Source organism: Thermococcus sp. 9N3, assembly GCF_012027685.1.
Lineage (GTDB): Archaea > Methanobacteriota_B > Thermococci > Thermococcales > Thermococcaceae > Thermococcus > Thermococcus nautili.
Genome location: NZ_SNUV01000001.1, coordinates 498,230 through 512,762 on the forward strand (window position 1 = coordinate 498,230; position 14,533 = coordinate 512,762).

General features: G+C 54.9%; 16 protein-coding genes. 14 read left to right on the forward strand and 2 right to left on the reverse strand.

Features of this window, described 5'->3' with window-relative positions:
* Window positions 1-6: 6 nt before the first annotated feature.
* Genes E3E30_RS02785 through E3E30_RS02850 form a run of 14 tightly spaced genes read left to right on the forward strand, consistent with a single transcriptional unit; the run spans window position 7 to window position 12,332 of the window.
* A complete protein-coding gene (locus E3E30_RS02785) occupies window positions 7-1,494 on the forward strand; it encodes a hydrogenase 4 subunit D (RefSeq protein ID WP_167728373.1) in 1,488 nt (495 codons plus the stop codon).
* Complete coding sequence (locus E3E30_RS02790; protein WP_167728374.1) at window positions 1,491-3,377, forward strand: complex I subunit 5 family protein; 1,887 nt, start codon at window positions 1,491-1,493, stop codon at window positions 3,375-3,377. Before E3E30_RS02785 ends, E3E30_RS02790 begins: the two co-directional genes overlap by 4 nt.
* Window positions 3,374-3,658: a monovalent cation/H+ antiporter complex subunit F gene (locus E3E30_RS02795; protein ID WP_042689947.1), complete on the forward strand. Its 285-nt coding sequence runs from the start codon at window positions 3,374-3,376 to the stop codon at window positions 3,656-3,658. Before E3E30_RS02790 ends, E3E30_RS02795 begins: the two co-directional genes overlap by 4 nt.
* Entirely contained in the window at window positions 3,655-4,113 is a 459-nt protein-coding gene (gene mnhG / locus E3E30_RS02800; RefSeq protein WP_167728375.1) for a monovalent cation/H(+) antiporter subunit G, read from the forward strand. Before E3E30_RS02795 ends, mnhG begins: the two co-directional genes overlap by 4 nt.
* Complete coding sequence (locus E3E30_RS02805; protein ID WP_042689942.1) at window positions 4,110-4,367, forward strand: hydrogenase subunit MbhD domain-containing protein; 258 nt, start codon at window positions 4,110-4,112, stop codon at window positions 4,365-4,367. The genes mnhG and E3E30_RS02805 overlap by 4 nt, the downstream gene beginning before the upstream one ends.
* Entirely contained in the window at window positions 4,364-5,131 is a 768-nt protein-coding gene (locus tag E3E30_RS02810) for a Na(+)/H(+) antiporter subunit B (protein WP_042689939.1), read from the forward strand. Before E3E30_RS02805 ends, E3E30_RS02810 begins: the two co-directional genes overlap by 4 nt.
* Window positions 5,124-5,510: a sodium:proton antiporter gene (locus E3E30_RS02815; protein ID WP_042689936.1), complete on the forward strand. Its 387-nt coding sequence runs from the start codon at window positions 5,124-5,126 to the stop codon at window positions 5,508-5,510. Before E3E30_RS02810 ends, E3E30_RS02815 begins: the two co-directional genes overlap by 8 nt.
* Entirely contained in the window at window positions 5,507-6,004 is a 498-nt protein-coding gene (locus E3E30_RS02820) for a Na+/H+ antiporter subunit E (RefSeq protein ID WP_167728376.1), read from the forward strand. The genes E3E30_RS02815 and E3E30_RS02820 overlap by 4 nt, the downstream gene beginning before the upstream one ends.
* Window positions 6,005-6,013: 9 nt before the next feature.
* Window positions 6,014-7,591 (forward strand): proton-conducting transporter membrane subunit, encoded by a 1,578-nt coding sequence (locus E3E30_RS02825; RefSeq protein WP_167728377.1) that lies wholly within the window; start codon window positions 6,014-6,016, stop codon window positions 7,589-7,591.
* A 42-nt stretch (window positions 7,592-7,633) separates the two neighbouring features.
* Window positions 7,634-8,176, forward strand: coding sequence for a DUF998 domain-containing protein (locus tag E3E30_RS02830; RefSeq protein WP_206205059.1), 543 nt, complete (start codon window positions 7,634-7,636; stop codon window positions 8,174-8,176).
* Window positions 8,173-8,634: a hypothetical protein gene (locus tag E3E30_RS02835; RefSeq protein WP_167728378.1), complete on the forward strand. Its 462-nt coding sequence runs from the start codon at window positions 8,173-8,175 to the stop codon at window positions 8,632-8,634. The genes E3E30_RS02830 and E3E30_RS02835 overlap by 4 nt, the downstream gene beginning before the upstream one ends.
* 13 nt (window positions 8,635-8,647) lie before the next feature.
* On the forward strand, window positions 8,648-9,721 hold the full coding sequence (locus E3E30_RS02840; protein ID WP_167728379.1) for an SLC13 family permease: 1,074 nt from the start codon (window positions 8,648-8,650) through the stop codon (window positions 9,719-9,721).
* A 22-nt stretch (window positions 9,722-9,743) separates the two neighbouring features.
* Complete coding sequence (tiaS, locus tag E3E30_RS02845; protein ID WP_167728380.1) at window positions 9,744-11,018, forward strand: tRNA(Ile2) 2-agmatinylcytidine synthetase TiaS; 1,275 nt, start codon at window positions 9,744-9,746, stop codon at window positions 11,016-11,018.
* 60 nt (window positions 11,019-11,078) lie between these two features.
* Complete coding sequence (locus E3E30_RS02850; RefSeq protein WP_167728381.1) at window positions 11,079-12,332, forward strand: hypothetical protein; 1,254 nt, start codon at window positions 11,079-11,081, stop codon at window positions 12,330-12,332.
* On the opposite strand, the gene E3E30_RS02855 is transcribed toward E3E30_RS02850, so the two are convergent.
* Together E3E30_RS02855 and E3E30_RS02860 are read right to left on the reverse strand one after the other, a co-directional pair.
* Window positions 12,329-13,360, reverse strand: coding sequence for a deoxyhypusine synthase (locus E3E30_RS02855; protein WP_167728382.1), 1,032 nt, complete (start codon window positions 13,358-13,360; stop codon window positions 12,329-12,331). The two genes, E3E30_RS02850 and E3E30_RS02855, sit on opposite strands and share 4 nt — an antisense overlap.
* A gap of 36 nt (window positions 13,361-13,396) precedes the next feature.
* The gene (locus E3E30_RS02860) at window positions 13,397-14,443 is read right to left on the reverse strand and encodes an FAD-dependent oxidoreductase (protein ID WP_167728383.1); all 1,047 of its coding nucleotides are present in this window, start codon (window positions 14,441-14,443) and stop codon (window positions 13,397-13,399) included.
* Between the last annotated feature and the right edge of the window lie 90 nt (window positions 14,444-14,533).

Below are 14,533 nucleotides of genomic sequence, written 5' to 3' on the forward strand. Positions count from 1 at the left end.
GGAACCATGATAGGCCTTCTCGCAACGTTAACCTTCACAGTCCCGCTCATCGGTGGACTAATCCTCTTCAGGCTCGACGAGAGAAAAGCAGACGCGATAATGCTCGCATCCTTCATCTCGGCGATGATTACCCAGCTCGGCGTTGCCGTTCTTTATCTCCTCGGCCACGAGGAGCTGATTCACATCACCTACCTTAAAAGCGCCCAGTTCGGCGAGGTTTATGGCCTTATAATCGACCCCATGAGCGTTTTGATAGGCACTGTTGTTGCCGTTGCCGGTTTCGTATTCATGTTCTACGGAGTCGAGTACATGAGCGAGAGGAACGTCGGCCACCCGGGAGGAAAGGGCAGGGGACTCTTCTACGCCTGGATGACGCTCTTTGAAGGCGCCACCCTCGGATTCATTTACTCCTCCACGTTCCTCGGCCTGCTCATCTTCTTCGAGCTGATGGGGCTTGCCTGTTGGGGCGTCGTGAGCTATTACAACACCAGGGAAGCGAGGAGGGCCGGCTTCAAGGCCTTCATAATCCCGAACGTTGGAGCGATGATAGGCTTCTACACGGCCATCTACGTCGGCCTCACCCAGCTCCACGACCTCAGCCTGTTCTCGCTCTCGAAGGTTTCCCCCGAGGTAAAGCCCTGGCTGTTCCTTGCTTTACTCATAGCGGGCTACACCAAGAGCGCCCAGTTCCCGACCTACTCCTGGATTCCGGACGCGATGGAGGCTCCAACTCCCGCGAGCGCTTTCCTCCACGGCGCGGCGATGGTCGAGATGGGCGTTTACCTCGTCGCGAGGGTTATCCAGTTCATCGGCCCCCTCCCCGTCTGGGTCTTCTACTTCATGGCCGTCATGGTCTCCCTCACGCTCCTCATTCCGATACTCAACTACCCGGTTCAGAAGGACGCAAAGAGACTGCTCGCTTACTCAACGGTTGCCGAGGCCGGAATAATGTTCTCCGGCCTGACCTACGCCGTCCTCGGCCTCACGGGCAAGGCACCGGGCTTTGACATCGGCCTCAAAGCGGCGATGTTCCAGCTGACTACTCACGCCTTCGTGAAGGGCCTGGCCTTTCTCACCGCCGGAACCTTCACGTACTCCCTTGGAACTCTCGACCTGAGGAGGATAAGCGGTCTCAGGGAAATCCTGCCGGTGAACGGCCTCGCGTGGACGGTGGCGCTCCTCGGTTTAGCGGGCCTTCCCCCCATGGGAATAGCCTTCAGCAAGGCCGAGCTGATAACCAACCTGAGCCTCGTCAAGGTTTCCGCCCTGGCCTGGCTCCCGATTATCATGGTTCTAACCGATTCAGCCGTCTTCCTCTGGGTCGGCCTCAAGTGGATAACGAAGAACGTCTTCGGCAGGCCTAACGTCGAAAAGGTCAGCACCCACCCGATAATAACCGCGTCGCTCGTGACCCTCATCGTCCTGACGCTGGTCTCGGCTTACCTCGCCTATCCGCTCGTGGAGGAGATAACCTTCTACGGGGTGATACCATGAGCCTCTACGTCCTGGAGCTGGCCCTCGGACTGCTCTTCACAGCTTCACTCGTCGGCCTCGCCTCAGGAAAGCGGGCCTACTACGTTACCCTTGTCTCTTCCGTCTTCCTATTCGCGAGCGCCGTTGAGGGGTTGAACGGTCTCTCAGGTGAGATAATCCCCTTCCTTCCCACGACCGTCAGGATAGATTCCCTTTCGGCCCTCTTCCTGCTTGTCACTGCCTTCATCACGTTCACGCTCTCGCTCTACCTGCTCTCCTATGAGGTGAAGGGGGACGAGAGGTTCTTAGCGATGGCCACCAACATGGCACTCCTTTCGGCAGTGGCCTTTTTGTCAACGAACAACATCGAGAGGCTCACGCTCTTTTACGAGCTCTTCGCGGTCTTTACGGCAGTGATGGTGCTCGCCTCTGAGACGAGGGGCTCAAGAAAGGCCACCTGGCGCTATCTCGTCCTCACACAGGCCTTCGGCATAATCCCCCTCCTCATAGCGACCGGCTTGGCCTACGGCGCCGTTGGGAGCCTGCACCACCTGACCTTCCACGGCCTCCGCGAGAACCTCGGAAACCTCGCGGTCAGTCCTGCGTTTCTCCTCGTCCTCTTCCTCTCGGCTTCCCTCGTCAGGAGCGGGGCGTTTCCCTTCCACGTCTGGGTTCCGAGGGTTTACCGCTCGCTTCCGAGCCCCTTCATTCCGGTTTTCCTCCTCGGCGAGGCCCTTGGGGTTTACATGCTCCTCAGGGTTGCCCACTTCGTTCTCCCGTCTGGAGAGGCGCTCGGTTACGCTGTGGCATTCATCGGCACGGTTACGGCCTTTGCAACGCTATACTCCTTCAAGGAAATCAGGCTCAAGCGCAAGTTCGCCTACCACAGCGTTATGGACGTTGGGATAGCCTACTTCGCCCTTGGAAGCTCCCTCGTGCTCCAGGGAACCTTCCTCGGAACGGTTGCACTCCTCGGAGCTTTGCTTCACGTCCTGTATCAGGTGCTCTACAAGAGCTCTCTCTTCTTCGGCCTCGGCGCGATAGAGCATTACGGAGAGGAGCCGAACATATGCTCGATGAGAAAGCTCCTCAAGGGGCACGTCATCGCGCTCCTGATGTCGCTCTCCGTCTTTTCGATGGCTGGAATTCCGCCCCTCTCAGCCTTCGTGAGCAAGTGGCTCATTTACACGGCTTCAATGGGCACGACCAACGTCCTCCTCTGGCTGATGGTCGTCACGATAGCGTTCCTGGGAATATTCCCGCTGGCCTCGATAATCCAGGTCAGGAGGATAAACAGGCTCATCTGCAAGAGGGAAGTTGAAAGGGATGAAGTTCCCTTCGCGATAAGAACCGTCACGGGAATAGTCTCGCTCGCGAGCTTCCTCGTGGCGGTGTTCCCGTTCATCCTGCTCCCCTGGCTGACGGGTTCACTCGAAGAACTCGGCTACCCCCTGCCAGAGACTCCGTCACAGCTCTTCCTGGGAAGTCCCGGTTCGCTCATTGCACTCGTCACGCTCGTGGCTATGGCGGTCATCGGCTGGAGAATCGGGAAGATGCCAACAGAACGCGTCAGCGAGCTCCTGCTCATCTTCTACAACATGGGCGACATACTGCGCTTCACGGCGGACTACTTCCTCTCGCTGGGCAAGGGCTTTTACCTCCAGCGGGTTCTTCCAATCATAAAGGTCGTTCCGAAGCATGAGCTCCCGCTCATCAAGGATTACGACGACGCGCTCGACTACCCTGTGAGGCACCTTGACGAGGCGATGTTCATGCCACTCATAAGGGCCGTTGAAAGGCTCGCGCGCTGGGGAAGGTCAAGGAACCTCGACATGAACGCGCTCATAAGCGGCTTCGCGATTGCGATGGCAGTCCTCATAGTCCTCCTGGGGGTGTTCGCATGAACGTTGAAAGTGTTTTCCTGAACGTCCTCTACTTCGCGGCTGTCATCTACACCCTGGCCTTCGTGCTCTACGGAATCCGCGCGATTAAGGGCCCGACAACGGCAGACATAATCCTCGCCGTTGACTGCCTGTCCTTCGACATGGCGGCGTTCATGGTAATATTAGGAATCTACTTCAAGTCCATCATGCTCGCGAGCGGTGCGATAATCCTGGCCCTGTGGGCCTTCATGCTGGACATCTACTACACCAAGTACGTCCTCTACGGGGAGGTGGAGGTATGATTATCGAGGACGTCATCTTCGTCATCGGCTCGGTCGCTATACTCCTTGGGGCGGTCTACGACCTCATAGCGGCGATAGGCCTGCTCAGGTTTAGTGACTTCTACATGAGAACCCACGCCGCGACCGTTGGAACCGTCGGAGGCGCCGCGTTGCCGGTCTTCGGTGCCGGTCTGGTGGCGCTCGTCTACCACCCCCTCGGCGCCCAGAGGTTCTTTATGGCCGGAATAGCCTTCACCGTCGGCGTCTTAATCCTCCTCATAGCGCCCACCGGAACTCACTCTCTCGTCTCGGCCGTCTACTTCGGAAGGGTCGGAAAGAAACCGCCCCTCGTCGTCGACCAGCTCGAGGAGGACTTACCAACGAGAGAGGACGTTGCAGAGCTCGTCCGTGAGCATGAAGAATTACCAGGCGAGGAGGAAGAGCCCAAGTTCACCTTCAGGAGGCTGGCGAGATGATTGAGATTCACCTGATAATCCTTGCGATAGTCGTTTCCTTCGGCTTCGCCTTCAGCTACCTGGCCATGAAGGAGCACGACCTGCTCAAGGCCCTCGCTTTGAGCTCCGTCCAGTCAACGTTCTTCGCCCTCGGTTTCTACATCTTGGCAGCCCCGGACATAGTCCTTGCCTACCTCGCCATAGCGGTTGGTGCCTACACCGCCCTCGTAATCCTCGCCATAAGCAAAACGGAGCGCTACGAGGTGGGAGAATGAAGAGAGACGTTATCGTCGCGGTTTCCTTCCTCGGGGCCTTCGCGTTCATCGCCTACGCCTTAGTCTACGCCAACGTCCTGGGCCTAGGCGGGGCCGAGCTGAGACCCCTCGGCGAGTTCTACCTGGGCCACGCCTTCGCCCACGAGGGCCTCACGAGCCACAGCCCGGAAGTCGTTACTGCCATAGTCTGGAACTACCGTGGTTTCGATACGCTCTTCGAGACCTTCGTCTTCTTCCTCGCGATAATGGGAGCCTTCAGTGTGCTCAGGCTCACCGACGAGCAGGAGAAGATTGTAAGGGAGCTCGAGGCGAAGGAACCGCACAGGCAGATGGATTTAATCACGAGGTCAACTACCAAGCTCGTCGTGATAATGATAATCGCCATCTCTGCCTCGATAGCGCTCCACGGCCACCTGACGCCGGGCGGTGGCTTCCAGGGCGGTTCGGCGATGGCAGTTGCTTCCCTCCTGCTATTCGCGGTGTTTTCGAAGTTCACCCTTGAGAGAAAGGGCCTCAACCTAAGGCACACGATTTCAGCTTATGCCCTCGGCTTAGCTTTAATCCTCGCCACGGTGCTCGCTCCAGTTTTCCTCTATGGCGGTAAGGTGCTCGAGATAAACCTCCTGCCCGGAGAAACCGGCCTCTTCAACCTCGACGTCGGCGAATACACTGCGGTAACCTTCGGCTTCCTGACGGTGTTCCTCGTGCTCGGTGTCTCGGAGTGGATATTCAAGACCGTCCTCAGGGGTGAGGTCGATGATTAGCTTCCTCCTCGCCTACATCACGCTGACGCTCTTCGGCATGATACTCCTTGGAATCTACGGAGTTGCCACGCGCTCCAACCTGATTAAGAAAATCATCATGCTCAACGTCATGGGCGACGCGATAAACATGCTCTTCATCTTAATCGGCTACCGCCTCGTCTTCCCCGTCTTCCCGCCGATTTACGAGAAGCACCTGAGCTTCGAGGAGTTCCTGAGCAGGGCCGTCGACCCGGTTCCTCAAGCTTTGGTTCTCACCGCCATAGTCATCGGAATGGCCATGAACATACTGCTGGCTACCTATGCGATACAGTTCTACCGCCTCCACGGGACGGTTGATGCGAGGGACATGGCCGAGATAATGGGGGGTGAGGGCGAATGAGGCTCAGGTTTTCACCGGCGACGTTCTTTATAGTCCTGGCAACGTACCTGTTCTACACTGGCTCGGCCACGGAGTACGACATAATAACGGGCTCGATAGTCGCGCTCATAGTTTCCTTCATCGTCGGCCACTGGCTGGTTGAGAACGAGCTCAAGTTCTTCTCGCCAAGGAGGTGGTTCTATGCCATCATCTACGCCCTCCGATACTTCTTCATCGAGGAAACCAAGACGCACATCGACGTGGCAAAGAGGGTATTCACGCTCAAGGCCAACCCCGGCATAGTGCGAATTCCCCTCGACGTCAAGAGCGACTACGGAAAGGTCCTCGTTGCAAACTCGATAACTAACACGCCCGGAACGGTTGTGGTGGACATAAGCGACGACGGAAAGTGGCTCTACGTCCACTGGATTGACGTTTCCACGCTCGACGAGAAGGAAGTGAAGGAGAGCATAGTTGCCTACTTCGAGGACTACGCGAGGAAAATCTTCGACTGAGGTGATAGCATGCAGGTCGGACTCGTTCCGGTAATTCCGCTCGGCTTCGCCTTCTTCCTGCCCTTCATGGCCTTCATGACCGGCAGGAAAAGGGGAATTGTAATAGCCTACTCGCTCATCGCCCTCACCGTTACGTTCCTCGCTGGAATCTGGCTGTTCGATAGGGCCTATTCGAGCAACGAACCCCTCGTCTACGCCTTCGGTAACTGGATAGCTCCGATAGGCATAGTTTTCGAGGTGGACAAGCTCTCGGCGACGCTCGTTTTAACGGCCACATTCGGCTTCCTCCTCGCGGGAATCTATTCAGCGAAATTCATAAGAACGCACGGCCTCGAGTTCTACTACACCTTCCTCCTCGGGCTTGAGGCAGGAACGCTCGGGGCCTTCATGACGGGTGATGCCTTCAACACCTTCGTCATGCTCGAGGTCATCGGCGCGAGCGCCTACGCGATAGTCGGCTTCTACCGCAACAGGAGCGAGGCCGTTGAGGGGGCCTTCAAGTACGGCATCAGCGGGGCCGTCGCGACGAGCCTCTACTTCCTTGCCCTCGGCTTCATCTACGCATCTTTCGGAACCCTCAACATGGCCGACCTGAGCGCCAAGTTCCACGGGGTTTCATTCCCGGTAACGACGAAGCTCTTTGGCGACCCGACGCTCGCTTTGGCCATCTTCTTCGCGCTGACTTTGGCGATGGTAATAGTCAAGAGCGCAATCTTCCCCGGCCACTACTGGCTCCCGAGCGCCTACTCCGGTGCACCGATTCCCGTCGGAGCGATACTCAGCAGTTTCGTCGAGGTCGTCGGAATCTACCTGCTCGCACGCTACACCTACACGCTCTTCCACGGGCTTCCCTTCTGGAGGACCCTCTCGCTCGTCTTCCTCGTCCTCGGAACTGCAACGGCATTCCTCGGCTCGATTATGATGCTCGTCCAGAAGAACGTCAAGAGGCTGATTGCCTATTCCACGATACTCCACATGGGCTACCTCTTCATGACCCTCGGCGTTGGAACCCAGCTCGCGCTGATGGCAATCGACTTCCACATCGTCAACCACGCGATAGCGAAGACGCTCCTGTTCTTCACGGTTGGAGCTTTCATCTACCGCAGGGGGGCGGTGAAGGTCGAGGACTTAGCTGGAGTCGGCAGGGAGATGCCCCTCAATACCTTCCTCTTCGGCCTGGCGACGCTCAGCCTCGTCGGCGTTCCGCCTCTCAACGTCTTCTTCAGCAAGATGCTGATTTTCAACGCCCTCCTCCAGGTGAGCCCGCTCGTGGCTTCCGTCGTGATAATCACGAGCGCGATAGCCGCATGGGCCTACTTCCAGCTCTTCATAACCCTCTGGCGCGGAAAGCCGGTCGAGGGACACCACCACGAGCACGGAGGACATGAAGAACCGGAGAGGCACGAGGTTCCGCTCTTCGTGGCAATTAACTTAGTCCTCGGAATCCTCGTGGTCGCTTTCGGGCTCTTCGCCCCGGTGATAATCGACAGGTTCTTCCATCCAGCTTCCGTTCAGGCGATGGACTGGCAGGGTTACGTTGAGGCTGTGAAGAGGCTGGCGGAGGCTACTTTCTCGACCCTCGGCTAACATTTTTACGCCCTTTTCCCAACCCCTTATCGGTGCCGTTCAATGGACATCGGAAAGCTTAAGTGGTCAGGTTTTGCGGGCGGTCTTGTCTACTGGCTCTTTGTCGCCTGGGCCATAAAGGAAAACCCCTGGTTCTCCTTTTGGAGGAACGCGCTGAGCGACCTTGGCGGAGCCAGAGCGAACTCGCCCTGGATTTACAACGCCGGCCTAGTTATTACCTCGTTCTTCGTGCTGGCCTTTGCGGTCTATCTAATCTTAACGGCAGTCAACAAGGCCCAGACCGTTGGAGGAGCCTACATAAGCGTCTCGGCCATCTTCCTGGCCCTGATAGGGATATTCCACGAGGGAACGAGGGCCCACGTCTTCGTCTCGACGTACTTCTTCGTCCAGTTCTTCATGGGAGCTTTGATTTACGGCCTCGGTTCGGAGAGAAACGTTAGGGTCGTCTCGCTCGTTATCTTTGTCCTCGCCGTAATCGGAACCCTCTTCAAGTGGCCCTCAACAGCCCTCTTGGAGACCTATGAAATTATCCTCGTCATGGCCTTCACCCTCGTCGTCGCGCTTTCTGGAGGTGGTGAAAGGTGAGCGCACCGTTTCCCCCGATAAGGCGAACGCCCGAGAGGAAAAGCCGAATCCTTAAGCCGGAAGACGCTGAGAAGGCAATAGAGCTCGTCAGGCAGGCACTGCCCTTCTTCAGGGCGGGAGAACCGATAGTTCACCCAGACCACGTGGACGTTCCGGTTCTCTACCTCGACTTCGCGATAGACAGGGTTCACTACGACCCGCGAACCGGCAACCCAAGTCCGAAGGGCGCACCTCCCCACGCGGAGCCCTGCGCCGAGGGAGCCCGCGAGAGGATAGACGAGGTTCTAAGAGAGGCCCGCGTCCTTGAGGGAGCGGAGTTCAGGGAGCCTGAGGACTGTTGGGTCGTGCCGGTTGCATGGAAAAGCTTTATAATCCTGCACGTCCGCGTCTCGGCGGACGGAAGCGAGCTGATTCCGGATTACCATCTAACCGAAGAGGTGAGGCGACACGGCATGTAGGCTGAAAGAGTTCATGACAAGGGAGTGGTTCCTGAGCCTTCTGCTCCTCCTCTACGTTGGGTTAGTCCTGGTAGACCGCTCCCTCCCCGGAAGGACGCCAGGCCTCGTTGACTGGGGAAGCCTGAGCCTCATCACCGCTTTAATCATAACCTCGAAGGGCCTCGAGCTTTCGGGAGTCTTCAACAGGCTCGCGCCGAGGCTCGTTGAACGGACAAATGGTTCGAGCAGAAGACTGCTTTTCCTCCTACTTCCAACGATAGCCCTTTCCTCGGCACTGATAATGAACGATACAGCAATGCTTGTCTTCATTCCCCTTGTCGTGGCCCTCTCAGAGCTTTCGGGAATGGACAAGGCGAGGGCGGTAACACTCTCGGCAATATCGGCGAACGTCGGTTCCGCCCTGACGCCGATAGGGAACCCGCAGAATATCATAATCTGGCGCGAATACGGCTTGGGTTTCTTTGCGTTCATCGGGGGTATGCTCCCCTTCGTTCTCCTCTGGCTAGGCCTGCTGTTGGCAATCGTCTTCCTCACTCCAGATGAACCGCTCTCCGTCCGCTCCCTTCCCCCGGTTGCCTTCAGAAAGGACCTGTTTCTTGTCTCGGCCCTTCTCCTCGGTCTCAACGTATACCTCGGCGAAACTGGGAGGCACGAGCTCTCGATTGCGCTCACTCTGCTGGTCTTCCTTCTCCTTGAGCGGGACGTGCTTCTAAGCTTCGACTGGGCGCTCGTGCTCACCTTCGCGTTCATTTTCATAGACTTCAACGAGCTCTCGGCGTTGCTCATCAAGGCGGGTCTCTCGCTCCCGACCGGAGGGGTCGGCCTCGTTCTGGCATCTGCAGGATTAAGTCAGCTGATAAGCAACGTCCCGGCGACGGTTGTCTTCCTCGGCTCCAAACCCGCGTGGCTTCCCTTAGCTGTGGGTGTGAACGCGGGAGGAACTGGCACGGTCGTAGGCTCCCTAGCCAACCTAATAGCGGTTAGAATAGCCCGGGTTTCGCTGAGAGACTTCCACAGGTATTCCGTGCCGTACTTCATCGTCGTCCTCGTAATCTCCGCGGGCCTCATCCTTGCGTTTAATTTTTAAGGCCCGCCTCTTTTCTCCAACCATGCTCCTCCACATCGGAATCGACGACACTGATTCGCCTAACGGCATGTGCACGACCTACCTCGGCGCGCTCCTCTACCGCGAGCTGTCGCGCTTAGCCGAACCCATCGACCTGCCGAGGCTGATAAGGCTGAACCCGAACATCCCCTACAAGACGCGCGGGAACGGAGCGGTTGCGATGACGTTCGAGGTTGATGAGGAGATTGTCCCCGAGGTTAAGGACCTCGTGCTGTTCTACGTCAACCAGCTGGCAGATTTCACCCACGAGAACACGAACCCCGGCGTTGCCTTTTTCGAAGGTGAAATCCCCGAAAAACTGAGGGAGTTCTCGCTCAAAGCTTTGAGGGAGCACGTTACCATCGAGGAAGCTGAGAGGGTTGCGAAGGAGGTGGGGGCTGAAATCTTTAAGTTCAAGCTCGGCAGGGGCATAATCGGCGCGCTTGCCTCAATCGGCTACCCTTTAAAGACCTTCACCTACGAGCTTTTAGCTTACCGCGAGCCCGAGAACTGGGGGAAGGAGAGAAAAGTCGACGCCGAAAGCGTGTTTTTGGCCGATAGGTGGAGCTATCCCTTCACCTACGACAACGTTGACCCCTACAAGAGAACCGTCCTCATAGCCCCCCACGGCAAGGACCCCGTTCTCGTCGGAATCCGGGGAATTGACAGGGGAAAGGTTCTCCAGACCTTTGAGATGGTTCGCTTTGAGGAGCCCGTTGCCTTCTACCAGCTCTACAAGACGAACCAGAACACCGACGACCATCTGACTCCCAAAAAAATCGGCGAGCTGAAGCTATACGACAGCGCGGTTGTCAGGGGAAGGGTTTCCGGGCCATACTGGGAGCGCGGGAGGCACGTTTTCTTCGAGCTGGAGGACGAGACCGGAAAAATCAGGGTGGCGGCCTTCGAGCCGACGAAGAAGTTCAGGAACTACGTTCGGAAGCTTCTGCCCGGCGATGAAATCATAGCCGCTGGAGGAGTTAAGGAGCACGAGGGGGTCTTGACCCTCAACCTTGAGAAGTTCTACCCTGTGAAGCTCGTCCCGAAAATCGAATACAGAAAGCCCAAGTGCCCGCGCTGTGGGGGAACGATGAAGAGCAAGGGCGACTACCTGAAGTGCAAGCGCTGTGGCTACAAAATGCCGAAGAAGCTGATTCCGGTTGAAGTCCCCCGCGAGTTGGAGAGGAAGATTTACGAGGTTCCTCCAGACGCGAGGAAGCACCTGTCGAGGCCGCTGGTGCTGCCGGGAGGGGAGGAGAAAATACTGGAGTATCCCTAGCAAAAAGGATAATTTTAAATAAAAAAAATTCTATAAAGATACCCTAAAGGTGTTGAGAGGTTGACCATTAAAGAATATGGACATGAACAACAGGCACTTCTTGATAAAATTCAAGTAGAGATAGAGAAGCTTCAGATTCAACGGGAATTAATAGGGGTGGGCTGGGTCGAGCTTTTTGTTGCAGTTGTTCTTTCTGTTATGTTTATGACAACTCCTATACTGCTTAATATTGGTGTCAGTACGGGAGTTGCTAAAATATCAGATGTCAATTTAACATTTTCAGAAAATCAACATCTAAAAACTCTTTCAAACAAAACCATATCAGTAAATACTGTAATACTTCATTATACAGTTCCCAATGTTAACAAAGTGAATTTGTTGCTAACGTATTTTTCAGGAGTTCTTATTTTCATGCTAGTATTATTTGCTCTATCATTTTATATAGATGCCAAACAGAAAAACACTACATATTGGCCAATGATTATCGCCTTTAGAAACGCTCTTATAACTATTATTTTTATATTTATCCTGTCATTACTCGTAGCATTGATAATGCTCGAGACTGAGACACAAACAGTTAATGACGAGACAGTCCGAATAATAAGAAAGTTGCTGGCACTTACGTTTACGTTTTATCTATTCGGGTTTCTTTTCTTATTCTCTGTAACTTGGACAATAAATCCGAGAAAACAAATGAAGCATACAGCAAATTCACAGGCCAAGTTGAGTAAAGGAAATGTTATCATAGTACTTCTCTTTTCGTCGGCACTTGTAGCTTTTGCTATTAGCCCTCATATGATAGCAGTTGGAGATAAAATGTCTCAGAACATCCAATTGCTGTTTCGGATATCGGTAGGTTTGTTTGGAATGTTAACTTTTATCTCGGCCATCACTTTATCTGATATCAGTGTTTATGGTTGTAATATTAGCAGAAAGCTACAGAAAATTGTAATTAGAGAGGAGATACTCAGCCATATTTTAATTAAATGTCTTATGATTATATTTATCATTATGATTATTATAACAATTTACTATGCTATGTCAATCACAGGGATAATCTCTGGGTTTTTGGTGGTGTTGCTTTATAGTGCTATCCTGGGGGTATTAGCTAGGTTTTATAATACGGACGAAATTGCAAGAGACTTATCCCGACGCATTTTAGAACTTAATAGGCTCAAGAAACTTCTTATTTACAGTGAGCACTCTTTTGATAAAATTCAAAAAGAATTCGAGGAAATACGGATAAAACCTCTACCTAAAAAATTGAAACTTGGAGAATGGGAGATAGGTTTTTATGTTTTTGACAATTCCTAACCTTTTAGCTTGTTTTTATAAACCTTCATCACCTTCCACACCAGCAACGGGAAGACCAGCGTCGCGTCGGCCCATATCTCGACGTAGTCGGCCTTCGCCCGTATCTTGCCCCAGCTCACTCCCTCGCTCGGCGGTGCACCGCTCAGCGAGCCGTCCCACGGGATTGCCGTCGTCACGTAAATCGCGTAGTCGGTTCCGCCCCTGAAGAGGTTGGCGTTGATTATCGCGTGCTTCGGCAATGACCCGCCGAGGATTATCGAGGCGGTCTCCTTGGCGGTAACGGCTAGGTTGTTGAGCTTCACTATGTCGTTGGCGATGTCTATGATGAGCTCCCTGTCCCCGCGCTCCTCCTTGAAGAAGTAGAGCATGTCCCCTATCGAGCCGTCGGTTATGGCAGGACAGAAAATCGGGACGTTCCGCTTGTATGCCCAGTAGATAACGCTCTTCTCCTTCTCCTTTCCGAGCTTCTCATCCATGTAGCGACCCATCTCGTAGATGAACTCGCTCGCCGTCAGGGGCTTTCCGCGCTCCTTCTCCATCTCGAGAATCCGCTCGAAGAAGGGAATCATGTACTTCTCGAACTCAATGTAGCGGTCGTTGGGCACGAAGATGTTGCCTATCCTGTTGATGCCCTTCTCGCGCATCAGGGCATCGTTAACGTTCCAGTCGCCGAGAATGAAGGGCTTGAGCGCCTTTATGAAGTCCTCCTCGATTCCGCCGGCGGTGGTGACGATGACGTCAACCTTGCCCTCTTTCACGAGCCACGCGATTATCTCGCGCAGGCCCGAGGAGATGATGTTCGAGGTGTATCCGAGGAAAACGCGGACTTCTTCTCCCTTTGCCCTCTTCTCCTCGACCTTCCGCCAGATTTCTATTGCTTTGCCAAGGTGCGTCGCCTGAAAGCCTATGCGCTCGTAATAATCCAAAACCTCCTCAAGGCTTGAAACGTCGTCGAGCCACGGCCCTTCAACGGGAACTCCCTCTACCTCTTCGCTCTCCTTAAGCACGATGTCCTTCGGCTCCGTCATGGAAGGGGGTTGGGAAGGGGGCGTTTAAAGCTTTCGTCAGCACTTCCCGCTCAGGACGGAGCCTATCAGCCTGGCGGTAACGGGGACGGGGAAGACCTTTTTCGGCGCCTTCTTTGTGAGCCACTCCTCTATCTCCTTCGCCCTCGCTCTCCCTTCACGCATCGCCGTTCCGATGTTCCTCGGCGCGACGACGTCTCCAGCGAAGAAAATACCTGCCTCCTTGAGGATTTCCTCGTTCGCACAAACAACTTCGCGAATCGGACTCGTCGGCAGCTGACCGATGGCATAAGCCACAACATCGGCGTCAACGATGAACCTCTCGTCCGTTAGCTCGACGCTTCCCTCAACGATTTTCGTCCTCGCGAACTCAACCCCTTCCGCCCTGTTTTCGCCGATGATTCTTACGGGAGAGGCCATCTCGATGAACTCAAGCCCCTCCTCGATGAGCTTCCTTATTTCTGCCTTCGCGTAGCTCTGCTCAAGGGTTCTCCTGTAAACCATCGTGACCTTCTCGGCTCCCAAAAGTCTCGATTCAATTGCCACGTCAACCGCGGTGTAGCCCGCTCCAATTATGACGACGTGCTTGCCCTTCAAGTCGGGAACGCGGTCCCAGGGGTAGTAACCTATCCTCGCCATCTTTATGTGGTGGAGCAGCTTAAGCGCGTCGTAAACGCCCGGCAAATCAACGCCTGGGACCTTCAGCTTCCTCGGACGCCAAGCGCCCGTTGCAATGAGAAGGGCGTCGAACTCACCAAGCAGTCTCTCAAGCGATATGAAGTGCTCAGCCCACTCGTCTCCAAGCTCCCGCGGGGAGTCGTAGATGACCTTCGTCCTGAAGTGGAAGTTCACGCCGAGCTCTTCGAGGTCCTTAACACCTTCTCTAACTGTCTTTATCGGTATTCTAACCTCAGGAATCGCGAAGGCTACCATTCCCCCGCCCTCTGGCATTTTGTCATACACGTGAACCTCGTAGCCCCTGCACGCGAGGTAGCCGGCGGCCGTTAGTCCCGCGGGACCCGCGCCGATGATTGCAACCTTGAAGGGCTTTGGCTCGCTCTTCTCCCTGCAGATGTAGAACCTCACTTTATCACCCCCAAAGTTTTTCGAAAAACCTGTTGAAAACCGAAGGTTTTGCAATTTAAGTTTCTTTCTTCAAAAACTTTGCCATAGTGA

Excerpts from the sequence above, each read along its gene's own strand:
- E3E30_RS02785 (WP_167728373.1), top strand. The coding sequence starts at position 7 with ATGATAGGCCTTCTCGCAACGTTAACCTTCACAGTCCCGCTCATCGGT.
- E3E30_RS02790 (WP_167728374.1), top strand. The coding sequence starts at position 1,491 with ATGAGCCTCTACGTCCTGGAGCTGGCCCTCGGACTGCTCTTCACAGCT.
- E3E30_RS02795 (WP_042689947.1), top strand. The coding sequence starts at position 3,374 with ATGAACGTTGAAAGTGTTTTCCTGAACGTCCTCTACTTCGCGGCTGTC.
- mnhG (WP_167728375.1), top strand. The coding sequence starts at position 3,655 with ATGATTATCGAGGACGTCATCTTCGTCATCGGCTCGGTCGCTATACTC.
- E3E30_RS02805 (WP_042689942.1), top strand. The coding sequence starts at position 4,110 with ATGATTGAGATTCACCTGATAATCCTTGCGATAGTCGTTTCCTTCGGC.
- E3E30_RS02810 (WP_042689939.1), top strand. The coding sequence starts at position 4,364 with ATGAAGAGAGACGTTATCGTCGCGGTTTCCTTCCTCGGGGCCTTCGCG.
- E3E30_RS02815 (WP_042689936.1), top strand. The coding sequence starts at position 5,124 with ATGATTAGCTTCCTCCTCGCCTACATCACGCTGACGCTCTTCGGCATG.
- E3E30_RS02820 (WP_167728376.1), top strand. The coding sequence starts at position 5,507 with ATGAGGCTCAGGTTTTCACCGGCGACGTTCTTTATAGTCCTGGCAACG.
- E3E30_RS02825 (WP_167728377.1), top strand. The coding sequence starts at position 6,014 with ATGCAGGTCGGACTCGTTCCGGTAATTCCGCTCGGCTTCGCCTTCTTC.
- E3E30_RS02830 (WP_206205059.1), top strand. The coding sequence starts at position 7,634 with ATGGACATCGGAAAGCTTAAGTGGTCAGGTTTTGCGGGCGGTCTTGTC.
- E3E30_RS02840 (WP_167728379.1), top strand. The coding sequence starts at position 8,648 with ATGACAAGGGAGTGGTTCCTGAGCCTTCTGCTCCTCCTCTACGTTGGG.
- tiaS (WP_167728380.1), top strand. The coding sequence starts at position 9,744 with ATGCTCCTCCACATCGGAATCGACGACACTGATTCGCCTAACGGCATG.
- E3E30_RS02855 (WP_167728382.1), bottom strand. The coding sequence starts at position 13,360 with ATGACGGAGCCGAAGGACATCGTGCTTAAGGAGAGCGAAGAGGTAGAG.